We start from the raw sequence: 18245 nt of genomic DNA, 5'->3' as shown, positions 1-18245 counted from the left end.
GGCTGGCTTCCCTTGCTACCACTGATACGCGGCGCCGGCGCCGACCGCCGTGGTCACCGAACTTATGCCCGCGCTCAGCTTCACCTTGAAGTTCTGCGCGACGCGCGCCGACAGCCCCACGGCCACCGCCTGATAACCCATGTAACCCGCCGTGCCTACGCCGATGGCGAGGTTCTTCGTCGCGTCGACTTCGGGGACCATGGTCATTGCCATCGCGGACGCCGTTCCCGCATACGCACGCCGCGCCAGATCGCCCATGCCGCCCTGGAACTGCTGCATGTTCACGGCGTCGCCCGGCGCCTGGCCTGCGGCGAGGTTCGTGATGCGGCGCTCGTTACCCGACGAGCCGACGGAAACCGTGTTCGGCTGATCCGCGACCGAACCTTCGCCTAGCGCGACGGTGTTCGCCGCCGACGCTTTCGCTCCGCCGCCGACCGCCACAGAACCGCTGCCGGTCGCCTGCGGCGCACTCGCGGAACTGTTCACGGCCGTATAGCCGTTGCCGCTCGTCGCATAGTTTCTGACGGTCTGGTCGATGCTGCTGATCTGCTGATTGGTTTGCCAGAGCTGCGCGCCGGTTACCGCATCGCTGCTGGTTGCCGATACTTCGCCGTTCTTCAGGTTGGTCAACAGCACGGCCGGCGCATTCGCCGCCGTGCCGCCGAGCGTCATCTTGTCGTGCGCGGAACTGTCGTACTGAACGGCATTCGCCACCGTTCCGTTGATGCGGCCAACCGTGTTCTGCAGACCCGCAATGTCGTTGCTGTTTTGCGTGACGCGGCCGTCCAGATTGCCGAGCGCGCCGCCGACGTTGTTGATGACCTGCCCGCCCACCTTGTACGAAGGCGCGCTGACCGAGCCGTCCGCGTTCACCGTGGAGCCGCCGCCGAGCGCCGTCGCCGTGCTCGCGGCTTGCGCGAACAGTTGCGAGCCGTTGACCGCGTCGGTGCTCGCCGCGTTGAGCGAGCCGCGCCCGACGCCGGTGACGACGCGGTTGCCCTGCGTGCCCGCCACATTGATCGCCCGGCCGTCGGTCGAGGCGCCGATCTTGATCACGCGCGAAGACGGGTCTTGCGTCACCATGCCGGCGCCGCCCTGCTGCACGTTCTGCTGCAGCGTGCTGAGCCCGCTGTCGAGCGAGTCGAGCGCGTCGCCGACGTTCTTCTGCGTGCCGCCTTGCACGTGATACGACGGGCCGGTCACGGAGCCGTCGATATTGACCTGCGCGCCGCCGCCAAGCCCGGCGACCACCGGCCTCAACTGCGCAAAGTTGACCGCGGACGTGTCGGCCAGGCCCGCCGCGACGCCGGTCAATTGACGCGCGCCACTCGTGCCCGCGAAGTCGACACGCGCGCCGCCCGCATCTTGCCCGACGCTAATGACGCGCGAGGTCAGGTCCTGCTGAACCAGCCCGATCTCGCCGTTCGTGATCTGCTTCGCGACGTTCGTCACGTTGCCCTCGAGCGCTGTAGTGCGCGTGTCGAGGCCCGATATCTTCGTCGTGTTGACGCTCACGCGCTGGTCGAGATTCGAAATGTCGGTCGCGTTGCTGCCGACGCGCCGATCAAGGCTTGCAATGTTGTCGCTGTTTTGCGCCACCGCCTGATTGGTCGCGAACAGTTGGCCGCCGTTCACCGCGTCCAGGCTGTCGCTGTCCAGTCTCGTGGCGCGTACGTTGGTCACGCGGACCGGCGCGCCGGCGTTGCCGAGCGTCAGGGTGTCATGCGCGGCGGAGTCGTATTGAACGGAGTCGGCCGTGGCCGCTGCAATTGTCTTCGCGCTTGCCGCCGCACTCGCCGCGGTGCTGGTTGTCACGCTCGTGTTGACGGCTGCCGCGAGCGCCGAGCCGACGTCGCCAAACGTGTTTCCGCCGATGGTGTAAAGCGGCGGCTTGACCGTGCCGTCCGCTTTGACCGCCGCCTGGCCGCCGAGCGCGGCCGCCACGCTCGCGGCATTACCGTAGAGTTGCGTGCCATTGACCGCGTCGCTGCTGGACGCGTCGATCGCGCCGCGCGCGAGTCCTGTGAGCGTGCGGTTGCCGTTGAGGCCGGCGACGTTCATCCGGATACCCGTCGACGACGGCGCGATCAGAATGTCGCGCGTTCCGAGGTCCTGCTTGACGAGACCGATGCTGCCCGACACGACTTGCGACTGCAGCGTGGCGATGCCGGTATCGAGCGAACTCAGCGCGCCGCCGACGGTGGTTTGCGTGCCCGACTGCATGTAGTACCGCGGGCCGACGGTCGAGCCGCTCGCGCTCACCGACGCGCCGCCGCCGAGCGTCGACACGACTTCCTTAAGCTGCGTAACGTTGACCGCCGATTGAGCAGTCGTCCCCGCCGCGACGCCGCGCAGTTCGCGCGGGCCGCCGGTTCCGGTGAAGTCCACGGACGCGCCATCGGTGCCCGCGCCAATGCTGAGATTGCGCGTGCCCAGGTCCTGCCGCACGAGTCCTGTCTGACCGCTTTCGATGTTGCCCGCGAGGTCCGAGATGCTCGCCGCGTTCTGCGAGACGGCATCGTTCGTGGCGTGCAGTTGCGCGCCCGTTACCGCGTCCGTGCTGTAGGCGTTGAGCGCGCCTTGGGCGACGTTCGTCACTCTGACTGGGGTGCCCGCATTGCCGAGCGTCGCGCTGTCGTGCGCGTCGCTATCGTAGAACAGCGCGTCGGCGACATTCGGGCAGCCGGAGGGCGCGCACTCCTGGGCGCCGGCCGGTTGCGCGAACACCAGCGCGCCGAGCAAGCCCGCCGCCGCCGCGGCCAGCGCCCGGCATACCGAAGCGCACTTTGCACCCCCGCTTTTCGTGACTTCCGATGCGGCCACATAGACGCGCCTCGCTTCATTCCATACCGCTTTATAGGTCTTGTTCAACATTCCTCCCATTCTTTTTATTTACTGTCTCTTGCCGAGACTTTTCTTATGCCATCCTAAGTATTTGATCGACTAAACAGACTCAGGACGCACTGCGCTTTTACTTGGCCAACAAGGCTGGAGCGACGAGTGTGCAACCGCGTCCGCGGTTCGCGAATACGATTAATCCTAAAAGCGATTTTTTAGCTTTAATTAGCTAAATGGCATAGTGCGATTCAGACGAAAACTGCCAAAGCTCTTAATCCCCAATGCGGACGATTAAGTGTTTTTAGTCGAATGCTGAGAGTGGCCGAGAACCGGCATGGAGGAAATGCGAGCCCGTCGATGCCGGCTCGCAATCAAAGCGGGACCGCGCGACGCAGACGCCGCGCGTGCAACTTACATGGGCGTCCGAAAAACGCCTGGCGATGCTCAGATCTTTTCGAACAGCACGTCTTGCGCGCCTTCCCACAAAACCTTGACGCCGACTTCGCGCAACTTCTCCTTGCCTTCGACGATGGTCAGGAAGTGGTTCCCCGCGAGCTGTCCCATCTTGCTCGCGAAGCAGCACGAGCCGTAGGCGATCAGAATTTCGGTTTCGCTATAGCCGCCCGGATAAAACAGGATGTCGCCGACCGACGGATGACTCGTGTGATTTTCGAAGCCGACCGCCGCGCCGTCGTTCTCGAGCTTGAATTCGCCGAGCGGCACCCAGCAGCCTTCGCCGCTCCAGCGCACATGGATGATCTTCTGCCGGTACGGCAACAGCTTCAGGAAAGCGGCCACGGTTTGCGGCGCGTCGGGGTTCGTTTCGGCGATAAAGACATGGCCGCAGGAGGTGATTCGAAGTCGGGTCATCGCTTGATATCCGGTATGACGGTGAATGTTGGATGAAGTGGTCGGTCAGACGCGGCTCGGGCCAAGCCGTGGGCTGGTCATTCTGTCGTGCCGTGCAAGGGTTCGACAGATACAGTTCGCGCGGGCCCGGTCAGGCCAGTTCGACCGCAAGCGCCACGCGCCGATCGGACCGTGCGTGAGTCGACATAGCATGGCCATGCCAGCTTTGCAGGTTGTCGCGCCACGAAAGTTCGTAGTTTGCAAGCCGCGCAATGCACAGCACACTTCGAAAGGTGCGTGATTCCTACAGACGGCTTCCAGCTTCGCTTCTTCCTGCGTGGCGCAGTCCGGCCGGCCGCCAAACCAAGCGCGAACGAAAGGCGCAGCGCCGCCATGCATCGGAGGGCACCGCTCGCAGCGGCGAGCGCAGCGGACGCCGTCCATCACCGGCTGTTGCCGCTGTTGCCGCTGTTGCCTAGTGTTGCCGGCCGTTGCCGGCCCTTGTCCAATAACCTGTCTGAGGCTGAACTGGCCATTTGCTGGTCGGCTGCTTGTCCGTTGCTGATCGCTTACCGGCGCAAGCGTTGGCTGCCGCACGGTCCGCACGTCAGCCGCGCAACCGGTAAGCCAGCGGCGTCACGCCGTAATCACGCTTGAACTGCACGGAGAAATGACTGGCATTCTCGTAACCAACCGCAATTGAGATCTGCTGCACGGTCTGATCGGTCGAACGCAAGAGCCTGGCCGCTTCCTCGAGCCGCAAGCGCGTCACGTATTGATGCGGCGTTTCGCCGGTTTCGCGGCGGAACACGCGAGCAAAGTGGAAGTTGCTTAAACCGGCCTGCGCGGCAAGTTCGCCGATGGTCAGGTCCGCATTGAGATTCGCCCGGATGTAATCGGTTACACGCCGGATGCGGCGCGGCACCAGCCGTTCGGGTTGATCGAAGCGCGCCGTGCCCGCTTCCCGGCCGCGCGAATAATGTTGAAGAAGATGCGCGGCGAGCGCGTGAACCAGCGCATCGACATACAGGCGCGAGTCGGCCGGATCACTGGCGGCGCGATGCAATGCAGAAAGCATCGCGGCGACCAGCGGATCGTGAAACCGCATCGCGTCGCCGAGCGACAGTTCGCGGCACGACCCGCCGAGCTCCATCTGATCTGCGACGCTGTCGATCAGGCTGCGCTCGATATGTAAATGGACGGTCGACAGCGGCTCATCGCTGATCGAACGCCAGCGCCAGGAAATCGGCGCGGGCGGCACATACCAGAGTTCGCCCACTCGCAGTTCGGCGCTTTCCCAGCGCCCGTTCAGATTGCGCTCGAGATGCTCGGCGCCGCTTGCCAGCGTCATCAGCGTGAGGTCCTGCAGGCCGGGCGCTTCCAGCAGTTCCTGCTCGTCCGGCTCGAGATAGGAGCGCAACACCAGATGCCGCCACGGGCGATCCACGCTCGACACCAGTTTCTGGCCCGCCATGTAGCGGTCGTAGGCAAGCGTCGTTGTCAGCTTTGGAATTCGTGTCTTCACGTCCATTCCCAAGGAGGTGCCGTATGCAAAAGAGAGAAACCCGTCAAACCCGCGTGGCCGGTCGGCTGTCAGCGCAAGATCGCAAAAATGATAGCAAGGAACCGGCTACCGTAATTTTTGGAAATAGCTAATCATTCAGGTTGTCGTCTTTCACGCGTTTCGAACGCCGGAGCTACCGTTTCATGGAACACGAATGCGATACGCTGCCGCATTGGCTGACCGGTTCGCCGCAGGGCGAAGCCGGCCATGCGTCGGCAGCATACAACCCAGCGGTCACCGCACAACCGGCCTACCCGGCCGGTACGCGGCAGGCCGCGAAGTCAGCCCACGCGGCTGAAGCATCGATCGTATCTGGCCGCGCGGCAACAGGCGCGGCGCCCGCAGGCTTCCTCACGCTGTTCACCGAGGAAGAGATCGGCACGCCCGCGCCGGCCGCGCGGCGCGCGCCGGTCATCAGTCCGCTGGTGCGTTTCGGCAGTGCGCAGGACCGCATCGAATTCGTGCGGCAGCGCATCAGGCAACTGGGCTTCAACTCGTTCAGCTATACGGCCACGCGCACGTCGGCGCATCGCAAGACCATGTTCGTGCTGACGAGCTACGAGTCGCAAAGCTGGCTCACGCGCTATTTCCGCGAGCGTTATTTCGAGCTCGATCCGCGCGTGGCGCTCGCGTCGCCGACCGGCATGCCGTTCCTCTGGAACACGGTCGACATGCGCGCCGATCTGCCGCGTGCGCAAATGCGCAGCGAGCGGCTCGGCGGGCTGATCGACATGCTGGAGGCAACCGGGCGCAAGAGCGGCATTCTCACGCAGATGCCGCTGCCCGAGCCGGAACTGAGCGCGAGCCTGTGCTTTAACTCGGAGATCGCCAATCCGCGCTGGATGACCGAATCGATCGTGGCCGAAACGCTGATGTTCGCGCACACGATTCATGAGTTCATCTGGACGCACGCGAAGAGCGTGATCGGCATGACGCCCGCGCAGCAGCATCGCGTGACGTTGAGCGAGTTGCAGCACGCAGTGCTGAAGGCGGTGGTTCAGGGGCAGCGCGACAAGGAAATCGCGTATTTCCTCGGGCTGTCGCCGCACAATGTGGACTACCATCTGCGCCGCTTGCGGCAGTTGTTCAATGTGCGCAATCGCGTGCAACTGATCAACGTCGCGAAGGCTTACGTGTCGTAGACGCGGGTAGTACGCGGAGTACGCACGGAGCACGCACGTAGTGCAGGCAGGCCACGAAAACGGCGTGGCGGCTTCCCGCCGCCACGCCGTTTTTTTAATGCGTGCGCTTTGCGCCTAGCTCTTCAACCGGTAGCCCGTCTTGAAGATCCACGCAACGATCGCAAGAAACACCGCGAGAAAGAGCGCCGTCATGGCGAGGCTTATTTCGACGTTGACATCCGCGAGACCGTAGAAGCTCCAGCGGAATCCGCTCACCAGATAGACGATCGGATTGAACAGCGTCACGATCTTCCAGAACGGCGGCAGCATGTTCACCGCATAGAAGCTCCCGCCGAGGAACGTCAGCGGCGTGATGATCAGCAGCGGCACGAGTTGCAGCTTCTCGAAACTATCCGCCCAGATGCCGATGATGAACCCGAGCAGACTGAACGTGACCGCGGTCAGCACGAGAAACAGGATCATCCAGAACGGATGCTGCACTTGCAGCGGCACGAACAGGCCCGCGGTGGCGAGAATGATGAGCCCGAGCAGGATCGACTTGGTAGCCGCCGCGCCCACATAACTCACGACAATCTCGAGATACGACACGGGGGCGGACAACAACTCGTAGATGGTGCCGGTAAAGCGCGGAAAGTAAATGCCGAACGACGCGTTCGAAATACTTTGCGACAGCAGCGACAACATGATCAACCCCGGCACGATGAACGCGCCGTAGCTGATGCCGTCCACTTCCTTGATACGCGAGCCGATGGCCGCGCCGAACACGACAAAGTATAGCGACGTGGAAATCACCGGCGCGATGATGCTTTGCATCAGCGTGCGCCAGGTGCGCGCCATCTCGAACTTGTAGATCGCGCGAATGGCGTAGATGTTCATTGATTACCTCGAAGCAGGCTCACGAAGATGTCTTCAAGCGAACTCTGCGTGGTATGCAGGTCCTTGAAACGGATGCTGGCGTCGTCGAGCGCCTTGAGCAGCGCGATGATGTCCGTGCGGCCGCCGTCGCCTTCATACGTGTAGATCAGTTCGTTGCCGCCTTTGGCGACGTCGAGCCCATAGCCGGCGAGCGCGGGCGGCAGTGCGTCGAGCGGACTCTCCAGTTGCAGCGTCAACTGCTTCTTGCCGAGCTTGCGCATGAGTTCGGTCTTCTCTTCGACGAGCATGATCTCGCCGCCGTTGATCACGCCGATGCGGTCCGCCATTTCCTCAGCTTCGTCGATGTAATGCGTGGTCAGGATGATCGTCACGCCGCTTGCCGCGAGCGAACGCACGAGCTTCCACATATCGCGGCGCAATTCGACGTCGACACCGGCCGTGGGTTCGTCGAGGAACAGCACGCGAGGTTCGTGCGACAGCGCCTTCGCGATCAGCACGCGCCGCTTCATGCCGCCCGACAGCGTAATGATCTTGCTATTGCGCTTCTCCCACAGCGACAGATCGCGCAGCACCTTCTCGATATGCGCGGGATTCTTCGGCTTGCCGAACAGGCCGCGGCTGAACGAGACGGTCGCCCAGACGGTTTCGAACGAATCGGTGGTGAGTTCCTGCGGCACGAGGCCGATCAGCGAGCGCGCGCCGCGATAGTCGGCGGCGATATCGCGGCCGTCCACCATCACGCTGCCTTCGCTAGCGTTGACAATGCCGCAGATGATGCTGATGAGCGTGGTCTTGCCCGCCCCGTTTGGCCCCAGGAGGGCAAAGATTTCTCCGCGGTTGATCCCGAGGTTGATGTTTTTGAGCGCCTGAAAACCGCTTGCATAGGTTTTCGACAGATTCGTGACTGAGACGATTGGCTGCATGGATTCGACGATGGCAGACACCGTTGTTTAAGTGGATGAAATGACGCGCAAGCGCGGCCGCACCCGCAATGTAATGGAAACTGCGAAAGCCTGCAGCGCAACGGATCGAAGTCTACGGGAAGTCGCGTACCGCCGAACTCATCGCCGAGCCGTTTCGCTGCAGCGCAAGATAGTTCGGTTTCCGTAACGATATGGGCGCGATGCGCGTCGTCTCCCGCAGCGTTCCCCGCTCGCCCAGCAGACTCCCGCCGCCACCGTCCCGGGAACGCCGCGTGCTCGATTTCAGCCGTGCTGCTGCGCCCGTGCGCGTCGCGCCGGCATCCAAGGCACAGTGCTTGCGGCAGTTTGTTCATGTGAGTGCAAGGCGCTCGCGTGACATCAATCGACTCTATGGAGATGAACCATGAAACGCTTTACCAAAACGATTTTTGCTTCAGCGCTCGTAATGGCACTCTCGGGCGGAGCCTTTGCACAAGCGGGCGGCGGTGCCGGTGCCGGCGGTAGCGGCGGCATGGGCGGCGGTGGTGCGGCAGCGGGTGCGGGCGGCGGTAACGGCGTGGGCGCCGGCGGCGGCACGACGGGCGGCGCGGGCGGCACCGCGGCGCCAGGCGTCGGCCCCGGCACGATGAAGCACCCCGGCGATTCCGGCTATGGCTCGCCGGGCGTGACCGGCACCGGCGGCGGCATGGGCACGGGCACCGGCGCATCGCCGAACAGCGCGACCACGAACCGTTCGAATAGCGGCAGCATGAGCAACGGTACGCGCAGCGGCACGAGCGGTACTAACGGTACGATGCAGAACGGGCAGTAATTGAGGGAAGCCTGAGGGAAGTCGGCGCTCGAGCCTCAAGCGGTTGATTGAATTCGAGGCCCTGATTTAAGAGCGCGTGGAAAGATGGACGGCGGCGCCGCTTGACGGCATCGCCGTCCATTTGTTTTTTCACCCGCAATCCGAGCGCTTGCAATGCTCCAGCGTCGATGGTGGATTTTGCAACGGCTCCAATGTAAAGAAGTCGCGCTTCGCTGCTACGGCTCCGCGCATACGAAGCTGCTCGCCAGATTCACATTCCCTTTACCGGTGTAACGCGGAAACGTCGGATAGCGGCACAACGGTCGCGAGCGTCCATTGGTCGCCGCGGCGATGTCGGTGGCGATCAGCGTTTCCGGCGACGCGCCGCGCGTGACCCAGCTATCGAGTGCGCCCAGCAGATCCACCGACGGCACAAATGCACCGCTGCCATGCTGAAACCCCGGCACCATGTACAGACGCATGAAACGGTTGACCTCGTCCACACCGTAACGATCGACGAGCGCCTGACGGTAGGCAATCGTCTGATTGGGGCTGATGACTTCATCGGCGAGGCCTTGCAGCGTGATGAGCTTGCCGCCGCGCGCCATGTAGCGCGCGAGGTCCGTGTTCATTGCGCCGATGGTCTGCGACAGCGCGATCAATTGCGTGCGATATTTGCCGGGACGTTGCGGGTCGAACTTCAGCGAGTCGAAGTCCGCGTCGTGTGCAACGAAGTAACGCACATAGCCGTCGCCCTGCGCAAACAGGTAACCGTTGGCGAAGAATCTCGGCGTCGCGAGCCGTTCGGCCTGGTGCCCGAGGCCCAGTGAACCCGCGAAATAAGTGCCCTGAAAAACGTTGTAACCGCGATAACCGCCGACGTTCCAGGCCAGCTTGTACGGCAGCGACAAACCATCGCGCAGCACCATCAACGTAGCGAGTTGCGGCTCGGTGACGCATTCGTCGCGTGGCAGCATGTGCCCCGCGCAACGCAACGAATCGACGATCTCCGCTTCATGCTCCCGGCATGCGGCGACGTCGCTCACGATGCCGTCGGCGGCGCCGTCGAGCCGGTCGCAAACCGCAAGCGTTCGTCGATACACATGATCCAGCAGCAGCGGCGGGATGAAGCCGCCCGGCGTCGCATATTCGGCCTGGCCGACCTTCACGCCGATGAGCCGCACGCCGGAAAAATTGAGTGCCGGCGAATTGGCGATCACGCCGTCGTAGTCGTCGGGAAAGCGCTGCATCACCGTGTAACCTTCGCGGCCACCGGTCGAGCCGCCGGCGAAATACATGCGCTGCGGCGGCCGCCCATAAGCGCGCGCGATCAACGCAAGCGCGGCGTCGTGTGTCTTCTTCAGGTGCGCATAGCCGAAGTTCGTCACGGCTTCGTCGACGAGACCGAACACCGCCAACGACGAATCGCCCACATGCCCGGAATCGTCGCCGAAGGTCGCATAGCCTTGCGCGAGCGGCGCGCGATCCGGTGAAAACGGCATCACGCCGACGCCGCTCACCACCACGCCGTTATAGCCGCCGCCGCCCACTTGCAGCGCGCGGCCGTTCCAGTGGCGCGGCAGATTCAGGTCGAAGCGGATGTCGGGCGTGGTCGGCTTCGCCGCCTTGATGCGCCCCGTGATGCGGCAGTATTCGCCGCCCTGCTGATTGCCCGGCGCGGTCGCGCCGACCATCGACGCGCTCTCGATCTGCGCGCCCGCAGTCGGCAATGCGATGAGTTCCGGCGGCAAGACGGCGCCCGCGAATTCGGCGCAACGCATCCAAAGCGGCGCCTCCTTTTGCGCGGCGAGCACCGTACGCGAGCCGGGTCCGGGCAGCACGCCGGCAAGCGTGGCCGCTATTGCGACCGAGATTGCTAATGCGCATAGCCGCGAAGCTCGCGGAACAGCCGTGCGGCGCGAGCGCGCCCTCATCCTCAACGCGCCCCGCTCGCTGCCGCGCGCAGTTGCTGCCCTTTCCATCCGTGCCAGCCGCGCGCAAGAATCAGCAGTGCGCCGATCGCGACGACATCGCCGGCCAGCCCGATCAGCACGCCGCGAAAGCCATGAAACATGTGAGGCGTCGCCGTATCGACGATCAGAGACACGAGCGTGCCGCCGACAAAACACACGAGCCCCGTGCGCCCCACGGTGACGACAGCAGGCAGGCGCTGGGCAAGCCGCGCGATGCTGCCCAAGCGCACGAGCCGCGCGGCAAGCCATGCTATGACGATGAAATTGATCACGCGATCCACGGAAAGATTCTGTTTAAGGGTGCCGGGCAAAGGCTGCGTCAACACGAAAAGTTTAACCGCGGCAAACGCGAGCACGGCGGCGACGGCCGCCCACGTCAACCAGCGAGCGGCCTTGCCTGCATGAAAGCGCTCGCTGACCGGCGCCAGGCGGCACACGATGCCGAGCACGAACATCAGTTGCCACGCAAACGGATTAAAAGCCCAGTCGGCGATGTCGTCAATGCTTAGAAGCGCCGCGAGCGGCCGCGCGAGCCACCATACGGCGGCGCTCAGGGCCAGCGCCGCCACGCGCGAGCGCATGGCCAGCGGCACCATGGCCGGCACCAGCAGCGCGTAAAACACGTACATCGGCAGCACGCTCGACAGATACGGCTGCCGGCGCAACACCGCGATTTCAAGCGCCTGATGCAGCGGCCTCGCGGCGAAAGGCGACCAGCCGGTAAGGTCGATCATCGCGTGATTCAGATTGAGGAACGCGAGCACCGCGCCCGAAAGCAGCGTGAGCAGCGCCGTCAACAGATAGGCGCGGTAGATTTCCCAGCAACGCAGCACGAAGCGCAGATTAGCGGCCTTCTCGCCGCGCGTGGCGAGCACCGCCGTATAGGCCGCCGCCGACGCATAGCCGCCGAGGAACACGAACACTTCCGCCGAATCGCACAACGCGTACGCATGCAGCATCAGATGCGAAAGCGTGCTGCCCGGCATGTGATCGAGCACGATGACGATCAGCACGACCCCGCGAAAGAAGTCGACTTCGACGGAGCGTCCGCGGCGAATGTCCATTCGGTTCTCGCAGCAAGGTTATCCAGCAACACAGCACGATATAACGTTTGGGGCGGCGTCGTGCGATGAGTTCATGCGCGCTGACAGGCAGCCTCCTGTTTGCAGTGGCGCGGTGGCAATCTGAAATCGCGCTGTCGGCAAGCGGTAATTGTGATTCAGGCGATGGGCGCGATTACGGCGATTCACGCAATTCAGAATTCGCGATGGAAAGCGCATTCGATGCGCGGCAAGTTTTGCGGCTTTCACAGCTATTTGCGAATGCACCGGTAATTGCCGCCGAAAAAAATCCGCGCATTGCGGTGTGCGATTTTTTTCGCTTTTTTTCATCGTAGGATGGTTTCATGCACGACCGTCGGAGTTCGCGCGTCCCGCTCGAACGATGCTCCGCACGGCGGCCACTCATGTGGACCGGATACGCCTGCCCGGTCATTCACGCGGCACCGGTCCTTCCATTTCCGGCCTGAACGGTTCGCGCACGCGCACCGCCTTCGCATTGGAAGACACTCACATGAACAAAAGAATCGCCGGCTTCGACGGACTGCGCGCCATTGCAGTCCTAATGGTCTTTCTTCAGCACCGGCTATTCGGCGACATCGGCGAAATAGGCCATCTCGGCGTATGGATCTTCTTTGCGCTGAGCGGCTTTCTGATTATCGGCATTCTCTCGGCACAACGGCTTCGCATCGAAGAAAACGGCAGCGGGTTCGTCGTGGAGCTGAAGCGTTTTCTGTTTCGCCGCACGTTGCGCATCTTCCCGATTTATTACCTGATGCTGACCGTGATGTGCGTGCTGATGCTCTTCGGCATCGCGAGTCCGGAACTGGCGAGCGGCATGCCGTTTCATTTCGCTTATCTGTCGAACTTCTGGATCGGCTCAGTGTTGCATTACTGGCCAGGGCGCTACTCGCATTTGTGGAGTCTCGCGATCGAGGAGCAGTTCTATCTCGTCGTCGCGCCGCTGCTGTTGCTGCTTGCCGCGCGCCGCCATTTCGTCGCGTGCGTGATGATCGCGGCGACGGGACTCGTTGCGCTCTTCGCGATGCGCGCCGGGCATTGGCAGGAGATCACGATCTACACGCATCCGTTGAGCAACTTCTGGCTATTGGCGCTCGGCGGAATGGGCGGCCTGATGGTCGCCGGCGACGCAGGCGGTGTGCGTGCGTGGCTCGGCCACGGCGCCACGCTGTTTGCGTTGAGCGTTTGTCTCGTGGGCTTTTGCGCGAGCGAGCCGGTGTGGAGCGAGTTGCACGATCCGCTGCTGTTCACCGTCGTCAATGCCGTGTATGGGGTGTGCATCGCGGCGCTCGTGTGTTCGATTGCATGCTGCCGCAACGCGGTCGTCGTGGGTCTGCTGGAAACGCGCTGGCTCGCGGGGCTGGGGCGTATCAGCTACGGCTTCTATCTGTATCACAACCTGATTCCCGACCTGACCCGCAACCATCGCGCGCAGGCGTTGTTCGGCGGTGCAGTGCCGTTGTGGGCGCATGCGCTCGGAATTGCCGCGTCGTTCGGCATTTCGCTCGGGCTCGCGCTGCTGTCATGGCGGATGATTGAAGAGCCGATTCTTCGATTGAAGACGCGGCGGGCTTCGGTGGATAACGCGAAGTCTGCAGCGCCGCAGCAGGATAAGCGCGGCGCTCGTTTGCTGACAGACGACGAAGGGCTTCCGAGGTGGTCTGACGTTGCTTGAGGTTGGTTGAAGTCGCTTGAAGTCGACCCCGTGGCACAGGCATTGCTGCCTGCTTGTCATGACTGCGATCAACTGGAGATGCGCCGTGGCCACTCAGCCCGATAGCCCGAACCAGCACGACCAGAAGCCAGACGAAACAAAAGACCCCGGCGGTCCACCCACCGAGGTCTCAAAGCCTATCGGCGATGCAATCCCGACGCCGGTCGAACCGGGGCTTGATCAGCCGCTGCCCGAGAAAGGCGAAACGCCGCCATCGGATGACGACGAAGCGAAGCGCGACCCTTTGGGCGAAACGGAGACGCCTCCGGGCGTTCCGCCGCCGGGGCCATCCGACTTCGCCTAGCGTGGCCTCGGCTCGCCCGCTATCACGCGGCTTCGGGCTCAGGCTCCTGCTCGTGCACGATCTTTAGCGTGCTTTTATGCTCCCTGATCAGCCGATACACCGTCTCGCCAGGCACGGTTTCGTGCTCGAGAAGTTCGTCGGCGATAGCACGCAGCACCGGCTCGTACGCATGCAGCAGGCCATAGCACTGCTCGTTCAATTCCTTCAGCAGCACGTTCGCCTGCTCGATCGCGCTCTTCATCTGAAGACCCGCGTATTGCGAAGGCAACGCGGCGAGGCTGAACAGATTGCCGTCGCTGTTAAAGCCGAACTTGGACACCATGTCGAGGCCGATGCGCGAAGCCTCCTGCAAATCGGAAGCCGCCCCGCTCGATGCCTCGGAGAACGCGAGAATTTCCGCGTTGCGACCGCCGAGCAGCACCTTGATCTCGTTGCGTATCTCGGTCTCGCGGTACAGATGCTTGTCCTGCGCCTTGGTAATCAGCGCCACGCCGAGCGCGCCGCCACGCGGCAAAATCGTGACTTCTTCGAGTACGCCTGTGCCGAGCAGCGCGGCCACGAGACCATGCCCCGCTTCGTGCACGGCGATGCGCGTGCGTTCGTCTTCGGTCAGCGCGCGCTCGGCGCCGCTCACGTCGCCGATACGCGCAATCTTGATTGCCTCGATGAAATGCCTGGCCGCGATTTCCGTGTCGCCGGCCTTGCGCGCGACGAGCCCCGCCTGGTTCACGACCATCGCGACGGTCGCGGGTGACAGACCCGTGGTCAGACGCGCGAGCTGATCGTAGTCGATGTCCGCCGCTTTCGATTTCAGCTTCTCCGCATAGAAGCGGAAAATCTTCGCGCGGTCTTCGCGATCCGGCAGGCGAACCTGCACCGTGCGATCGAAACGGCCCGGCCGGCGCAATGCCTCGTCGAGATTGTCGGGATGGTTCGTGGCCGCGACGATGATCACGCCTTCGTTCGAAGCGAAACCGTCCATTTCCGCGAGCAGCTGATTGATGATGCGGTTGCTCTCGGCTTCGACAGGGCCGCCGCCTGTGTCGGTGCGCTTCGCGAGGCCGTCGGCTTCGTCGATGAAGATCACCGTCGGCGCATTCTTGCGCGCCATTTCGAACAGGTGCTTGACCTTCTGGATGCCGACGCCGTAATACTTCGCGCTGAAATAGCTGCCGGTGATCGAGATGAAGTTCGCGCCGCATTCGCCGGCCAGCGCCTGCGCAAGCCGCGTCTTGCCGACGCCCGGGCCGCCCACCATCAGAATGCCGCAGGGCGCGCGCACGCCCATCGACGTGAATTGCTTCGGGCTCGACAGATAACCGCGGATGTCCGCGAGCGCCGCCTTCGCTTCGTTCGCGCCGATCACGTCGTCGAAGCGCAGCGTGGGCGCTTTCGTCAACAGCGACGCGCCGCCGCGCATTTCGCGGCGCATGAACCACACCATGCCGCCGATCAGCAGCAGCGGCAGAAGCAGGCTGATTACGTCGCGCGTCTGGTCGAACACCTGAAGCCAGCGCGAGCCGCCCGTGCGAATGTCTGCGTCGGGCAACCACACGAGCTGATAGGAAGCGGCGTCGCCGGTTTTAGGTTCGCCAAGCAGCAGCGCATGCGAGAACGTCGCGTTGTGATCGGTCACGAAGTACTTCGAACCGTCGCGCTTCGACACGAGAATCGCACTCGGACTCACGCCGATCGCCGCAACGTTCGCGTCATGAATGTCGCGCAGCATTTGCGACGCGTCTTTCTCCTCGCGCGTCCACGCGGACGTATCGTGCCGCATCTGACTCGCGACGCCGGTTAGCGCGGGCGCGACCTGCGCCGAGCGCTGCTGGTAATGCCACAAACTGAATGCGAGCACGAATGCAATGAGCGCGGCCACAGCCACCACGGTGATTTTGCGCGCACGTCTTTTCTCAAGCGAGTTCTTTCCCGGCTTCATGAGTCACTTCCAAAAACAGGCCCGAGCGAGCCCTAATACATGTCAAATCAGAGGATGAGCGGTTGGGAGAGGAATCGGCTTTCGCGACGCCACGCCTGCCCGGAAGAGAGGATGCCCAACCATGCATCCCTTTTACCAGTCGCGTACGAGCCAGTATGCCGTGCGGCTGCTTCTTCCAAATCGCAGAAAAGGCCTGTTTCTACCGCCTATCCCGCCGTTTGATGAAGGCGGAATATAGGGCGCAAGCCGCGCATGAGATGCGGTAGAAAACTGCTCCGGCGCACAGTTTAGCAGCGTAAAAAAGGCCGTGTATTCTGTAGACCTATCATTTTCAACCCGCCCTATTTTTTGTCATGCGCTGTCGAGCGGTAATCGGTCAATTGTTCCTGATTATTCGTTTCTGGACCGCGCGCATTTTTTGTTAGGCTTCGCCATTCGTCAGCGCTTGATTGCGGAGACGGCGACATGCCCCTGCGCGGCACGCACATTCAACACGCCACAACTTATGCTTCGATTCGAAAACCTCAGCAAGCGCTATAACGACCGCATCGTTTTCGCGGAACTGCATCACGACTCCGCCGCCGGTTGCGTCGCGCTCAACGACGAGTCGGGAAGCGGCAAATCCACCTTGCTCGCGATTCTCGCCGGCGCGCTTGCAGCCGATTCCGGCGATGTCTGGATCGGCGGCCATTCGGTGAACGCGGCGCCCGCCGTCGCGAGATCGCTTTTGACGTACGTGCCAGAGGATTGCATGCCGTCGCCCGATCCGACCGGCCGCGAGTACTTGCAGCGCGTGGCCGCGGCGCGCAACGCGAGCGTCAGCGACGCCACGCTGACGCTCGCCGATTGTTTCGGGCTCACGCCGCATATGGACAAGCGCTTCGAACAGATGTCGTTCGGCACGCGCAAGAAGTTCTTTCTGACCTCGGCGATGCTCGGCGAAACCAGCGTGCTGATCGCCGACGAGCCCGTAGGTGGACTCGACGCCGCCGCGCGCGCCGTGCTGGTCGATCTCTTCACGACACTCGCGCAAACTCGCACGGTGTTTTTCTCGAGCTATGACGAAGCGTTCACTGAAGCCTGCGCGGCTAGCCGCATCACGTTTGCCGATCTCGCGCAGCGCGGCTAAACCTGGCGGGCCGTGCACCGCGCCGCGCTCAAATCGACACGCAGATCTTCCCGAAGTGCGCACCCGACGCCTCGTGCCTGAACGCATCCGCGAGTTGCGCGAGTTCGAACGTGCTGTCGATCACCGGCTTGATGCCCGTCACTTCGAGCGCGCGGATCATATCGCGCTGGTCCTGCCGGCTGCCGACGATCAAGCCTTGCAGCCGCTGTTGCCGCGCCATCAGCGCCGCGGTCGGCACGGGGCCGGCGCGGCCCGTCAGCACGCCGATCAGCGCAATATGCCCGCCGATCCGGCAAGCCGTGATCGACTGCGGCAACGTGCCCGGGCCGCCCACTTCGATCACATGATCGACGCCTCGGCCGCCGGTCATCGAGCGCACTTCCTTGCCCCATTCGGAATTGTCGCGGTAGTTGATCGTATGATCTGCGCCGAGCGCGCGCAGCTTCTCGAGCTTCGCATCCGATGAAGACGTCGCGATAACCGACGCGCCCATGGCTCTCGCAAGCTGCAAGCCGAAGATCGACACGCCGCCGGTGCCGAGCACGAGCACCGTGGCGCCCGCCTTCAACTGACCGTCAACCACGAGCGCCCGCCACGCGGTGAGCCCCGCGGTCGTCAGCGTCGCGGATTCGGCATGGCTATAACCCTGCGGCGCATGCGTGAAATACCGGCTCGGCAGCACGACGACTTCACGCGCATAGCCGTCGACGCCGTCGCCCGGTGTGGTCGTGAAGTCGCCGATGGCGGGCGGGCCGTTCTCCCAGAACGGGAAGAAACACGACACCACGTGATCGCCGGCCTTGAATCCGTCGACGCCTGCGCCGACCGCCTCGACGACGCCCGCGCCGTCCGCCATCGGAATACGCCCGGCCTCGGCGGGCAACACACCGCTCACGACGCCATAGTCATGGAAGTTCAACGAGCTCGCGTGAATGCGAACCCGAAGCTGGCCCGCGCCGGGCTGTCCAGGATCGCCGATGTCGACCACCTGGAGACTATCGACGCTGGCGGGTGATCCAATCTTGACGGCTTTCATATCGCGGCTCCTTTAGGTTTTGTCAGGCGCTCGACGCGCGCCCTGCTTCGCCAAAGAATATCGCAAGCAGGTGTTGCATGTCGGCGAGC

The 18245-nt window shown here is 63.2% G+C and carries 15 protein-coding genes; 6 read left to right on the top strand and 9 right to left on the bottom strand.

The annotated features are described in order from the left end of the window. Positions 1–15 precede the first annotated feature (15 nt). The 3 genes from CUJ91_RS19410 to CUJ91_RS19400 form a co-directional block, all read right to left on the bottom strand. Entirely contained in the window at positions 16–2874 is a 2859-nt protein-coding gene (locus tag CUJ91_RS19410; protein ID WP_114156886.1) for a YadA-like family protein, read from the bottom strand. Between the two features lie 408 nt (positions 2875–3282). After that, positions 3283–3708: a DUF3830 family protein gene (locus CUJ91_RS19405; RefSeq protein ID WP_029966520.1), complete on the bottom strand. Its 426-nt coding sequence runs from the start codon at positions 3706–3708 to the stop codon at positions 3283–3285. A 586-nt stretch (positions 3709–4294) separates the two neighbouring features. Then, entirely contained in the window at positions 4295–5218 is a 924-nt protein-coding gene (locus CUJ91_RS19400) for an AraC family transcriptional regulator (RefSeq protein ID WP_114156885.1), read from the bottom strand. A gap of 176 nt (positions 5219–5394) precedes the next feature. Here CUJ91_RS19400 and CUJ91_RS19395 point away from each other — a divergent pair, with 176 nt between their 5' ends. Further along, positions 5395–6393 carry a helix-turn-helix transcriptional regulator gene (locus tag CUJ91_RS19395; protein ID WP_006049156.1) on the top strand — a complete coding sequence of 333 codons (999 nt, stop codon included), beginning with the start codon at positions 5395–5397 and terminating at the stop codon, positions 6391–6393. 114 nt (positions 6394–6507) lie between these two features. Here the strand turns inward: CUJ91_RS19395 and CUJ91_RS19390 are convergent, their stop codons facing one another. Next, the gene (locus tag CUJ91_RS19390; protein ID WP_006049155.1) at positions 6508–7269 is read right to left on the bottom strand and encodes an ABC transporter permease; all 762 of its coding nucleotides are present in this window, start codon (positions 7267–7269) and stop codon (positions 6508–6510) included. Then, the gene (locus CUJ91_RS19385) at positions 7266–8192 is read right to left on the bottom strand and encodes an ABC transporter ATP-binding protein (protein WP_006049154.1); all 927 of its coding nucleotides are present in this window, start codon (positions 8190–8192) and stop codon (positions 7266–7268) included. Before CUJ91_RS19385 ends, CUJ91_RS19390 begins: the two co-directional genes overlap by 4 nt. Before the next feature lie 403 nt (positions 8193–8595). On the opposite strand from CUJ91_RS19385, the gene CUJ91_RS19375 reads away from it, so the two are divergent. Beyond that, positions 8596–9003 carry a hypothetical protein gene (locus CUJ91_RS19375; protein WP_029966526.1) on the top strand — a complete coding sequence of 136 codons (408 nt, stop codon included), beginning with the start codon at positions 8596–8598 and terminating at the stop codon, positions 9001–9003. 215 nt (positions 9004–9218) lie between these two features. Here the strand turns inward: CUJ91_RS19375 and CUJ91_RS19370 are convergent, their stop codons facing one another. Together CUJ91_RS19370 and CUJ91_RS19365 are read right to left on the bottom strand one after the other, a co-directional pair. Then, positions 9219–10916 (bottom strand): tannase/feruloyl esterase family alpha/beta hydrolase, encoded by a 1698-nt coding sequence (locus CUJ91_RS19370; RefSeq protein WP_114156883.1) that lies wholly within the window; start codon positions 10914–10916, stop codon positions 9219–9221. A 2-nt stretch (positions 10917–10918) separates the two neighbouring features. After that, positions 10919–12019, bottom strand: coding sequence for an OpgC domain-containing protein (locus CUJ91_RS19365; protein WP_114156882.1), 1101 nt, complete (start codon positions 12017–12019; stop codon positions 10919–10921). Between the two features lie 65 nt (positions 12020–12084). On the opposite strand from CUJ91_RS19365, the gene CUJ91_RS34035 reads away from it, so the two are divergent. The 3 genes from CUJ91_RS34035 to CUJ91_RS19355 all read left to right on the top strand — a co-directional run bounded on the left by CUJ91_RS34035 (position 12085) and on the right by CUJ91_RS19355 (position 14052). Further along, positions 12085–12351, top strand: a complete 267-nt coding sequence (locus CUJ91_RS34035; RefSeq protein ID WP_153067641.1) for a hypothetical protein — start codon at positions 12085–12087, stop codon at positions 12349–12351. A 176-nt stretch (positions 12352–12527) separates the two neighbouring features. Further along, on the top strand, positions 12528–13709 hold the full coding sequence (locus CUJ91_RS19360; RefSeq protein ID WP_244231061.1) for an acyltransferase family protein: 1182 nt from the start codon (positions 12528–12530) through the stop codon (positions 13707–13709). An 85-nt stretch (positions 13710–13794) separates the two neighbouring features. Then, a complete protein-coding gene (locus CUJ91_RS19355; RefSeq protein ID WP_114157995.1) occupies positions 13795–14052 on the top strand; it encodes a hypothetical protein in 258 nt (85 codons plus the stop codon). 22 nt (positions 14053–14074) lie between these two features. Here the strand turns inward: CUJ91_RS19355 and CUJ91_RS19350 are convergent, their stop codons facing one another. Further along, positions 14075–15991, bottom strand: a complete 1917-nt coding sequence (locus CUJ91_RS19350; protein ID WP_114156880.1) for an AAA family ATPase — start codon at positions 15989–15991, stop codon at positions 14075–14077. 505 nt (positions 15992–16496) lie between these two features. On the opposite strand from CUJ91_RS19350, the gene CUJ91_RS19345 reads away from it, so the two are divergent. Further along, positions 16497–17120, top strand: coding sequence for an ABC transporter ATP-binding protein (locus CUJ91_RS19345; protein WP_107709053.1), 624 nt, complete (start codon positions 16497–16499; stop codon positions 17118–17120). Positions 17121–17148: 28 nt separating this feature from the next. On the opposite strand, the gene CUJ91_RS19340 is transcribed toward CUJ91_RS19345, so the two are convergent. Further along, complete coding sequence (locus tag CUJ91_RS19340) at positions 17149–18156, bottom strand: zinc-dependent alcohol dehydrogenase family protein (protein ID WP_107709055.1); 1008 nt, start codon at positions 18154–18156, stop codon at positions 17149–17151. Between the last annotated feature and the right edge of the window lie 89 nt (positions 18157–18245).

The sequence above is a fragment of the Paraburkholderia graminis genome, from assembly GCF_003330785.1.
Classification (GTDB): domain Bacteria; phylum Pseudomonadota; class Gammaproteobacteria; order Burkholderiales; family Burkholderiaceae; genus Paraburkholderia; species Paraburkholderia graminis.
Note: the sequence above shows the minus strand (reverse complement) of the source record. Positions and strands in the feature narration are given on the sequence as shown.

Excerpts from the sequence above, each read along its gene's own strand:
- CUJ91_RS19350 (WP_114156880.1), bottom strand. The coding sequence starts at position 15,991 with ATGAAGCCGGGAAAGAACTCGCTTGAGAAAAGACGTGCGCGCAAAATC.
- CUJ91_RS19410 (WP_114156886.1), bottom strand. The coding sequence starts at position 2,874 with ATGTTGAACAAGACCTATAAAGCGGTATGGAATGAAGCGAGGCGCGTC.
- CUJ91_RS19400 (WP_114156885.1), bottom strand. The coding sequence starts at position 5,218 with ATGGACGTGAAGACACGAATTCCAAAGCTGACAACGACGCTTGCCTAC.
- CUJ91_RS19390 (WP_006049155.1), bottom strand. The coding sequence starts at position 7,269 with ATGAACATCTACGCCATTCGCGCGATCTACAAGTTCGAGATGGCGCGC.
- CUJ91_RS19375 (WP_029966526.1), top strand. The coding sequence starts at position 8,596 with ATGAAACGCTTTACCAAAACGATTTTTGCTTCAGCGCTCGTAATGGCA.
- CUJ91_RS19385 (WP_006049154.1), bottom strand. The coding sequence starts at position 8,192 with ATGCAGCCAATCGTCTCAGTCACGAATCTGTCGAAAACCTATGCAAGC.
- CUJ91_RS19370 (WP_114156883.1), bottom strand. The coding sequence starts at position 10,916 with ATGAGGGCGCGCTCGCGCCGCACGGCTGTTCCGCGAGCTTCGCGGCTA.
- CUJ91_RS19365 (WP_114156882.1), bottom strand. The coding sequence starts at position 12,019 with ATGGACATTCGCCGCGGACGCTCCGTCGAAGTCGACTTCTTTCGCGGG.
- CUJ91_RS19405 (WP_029966520.1), bottom strand. The coding sequence starts at position 3,708 with ATGACCCGACTTCGAATCACCTCCTGCGGCCATGTCTTTATCGCCGAA.
- CUJ91_RS19345 (WP_107709053.1), top strand. The coding sequence starts at position 16,497 with ATGCTTCGATTCGAAAACCTCAGCAAGCGCTATAACGACCGCATCGTT.
- CUJ91_RS19395 (WP_006049156.1), top strand. The coding sequence starts at position 5,395 with ATGGAACACGAATGCGATACGCTGCCGCATTGGCTGACCGGTTCGCCG.
- CUJ91_RS34035 (WP_153067641.1), top strand. The coding sequence starts at position 12,085 with ATGAGTTCATGCGCGCTGACAGGCAGCCTCCTGTTTGCAGTGGCGCGG.
- CUJ91_RS19360 (WP_244231061.1), top strand. The coding sequence starts at position 12,528 with ATGAACAAAAGAATCGCCGGCTTCGACGGACTGCGCGCCATTGCAGTC.
- CUJ91_RS19340 (WP_107709055.1), bottom strand. The coding sequence starts at position 18,156 with ATGAAAGCCGTCAAGATTGGATCACCCGCCAGCGTCGATAGTCTCCAG.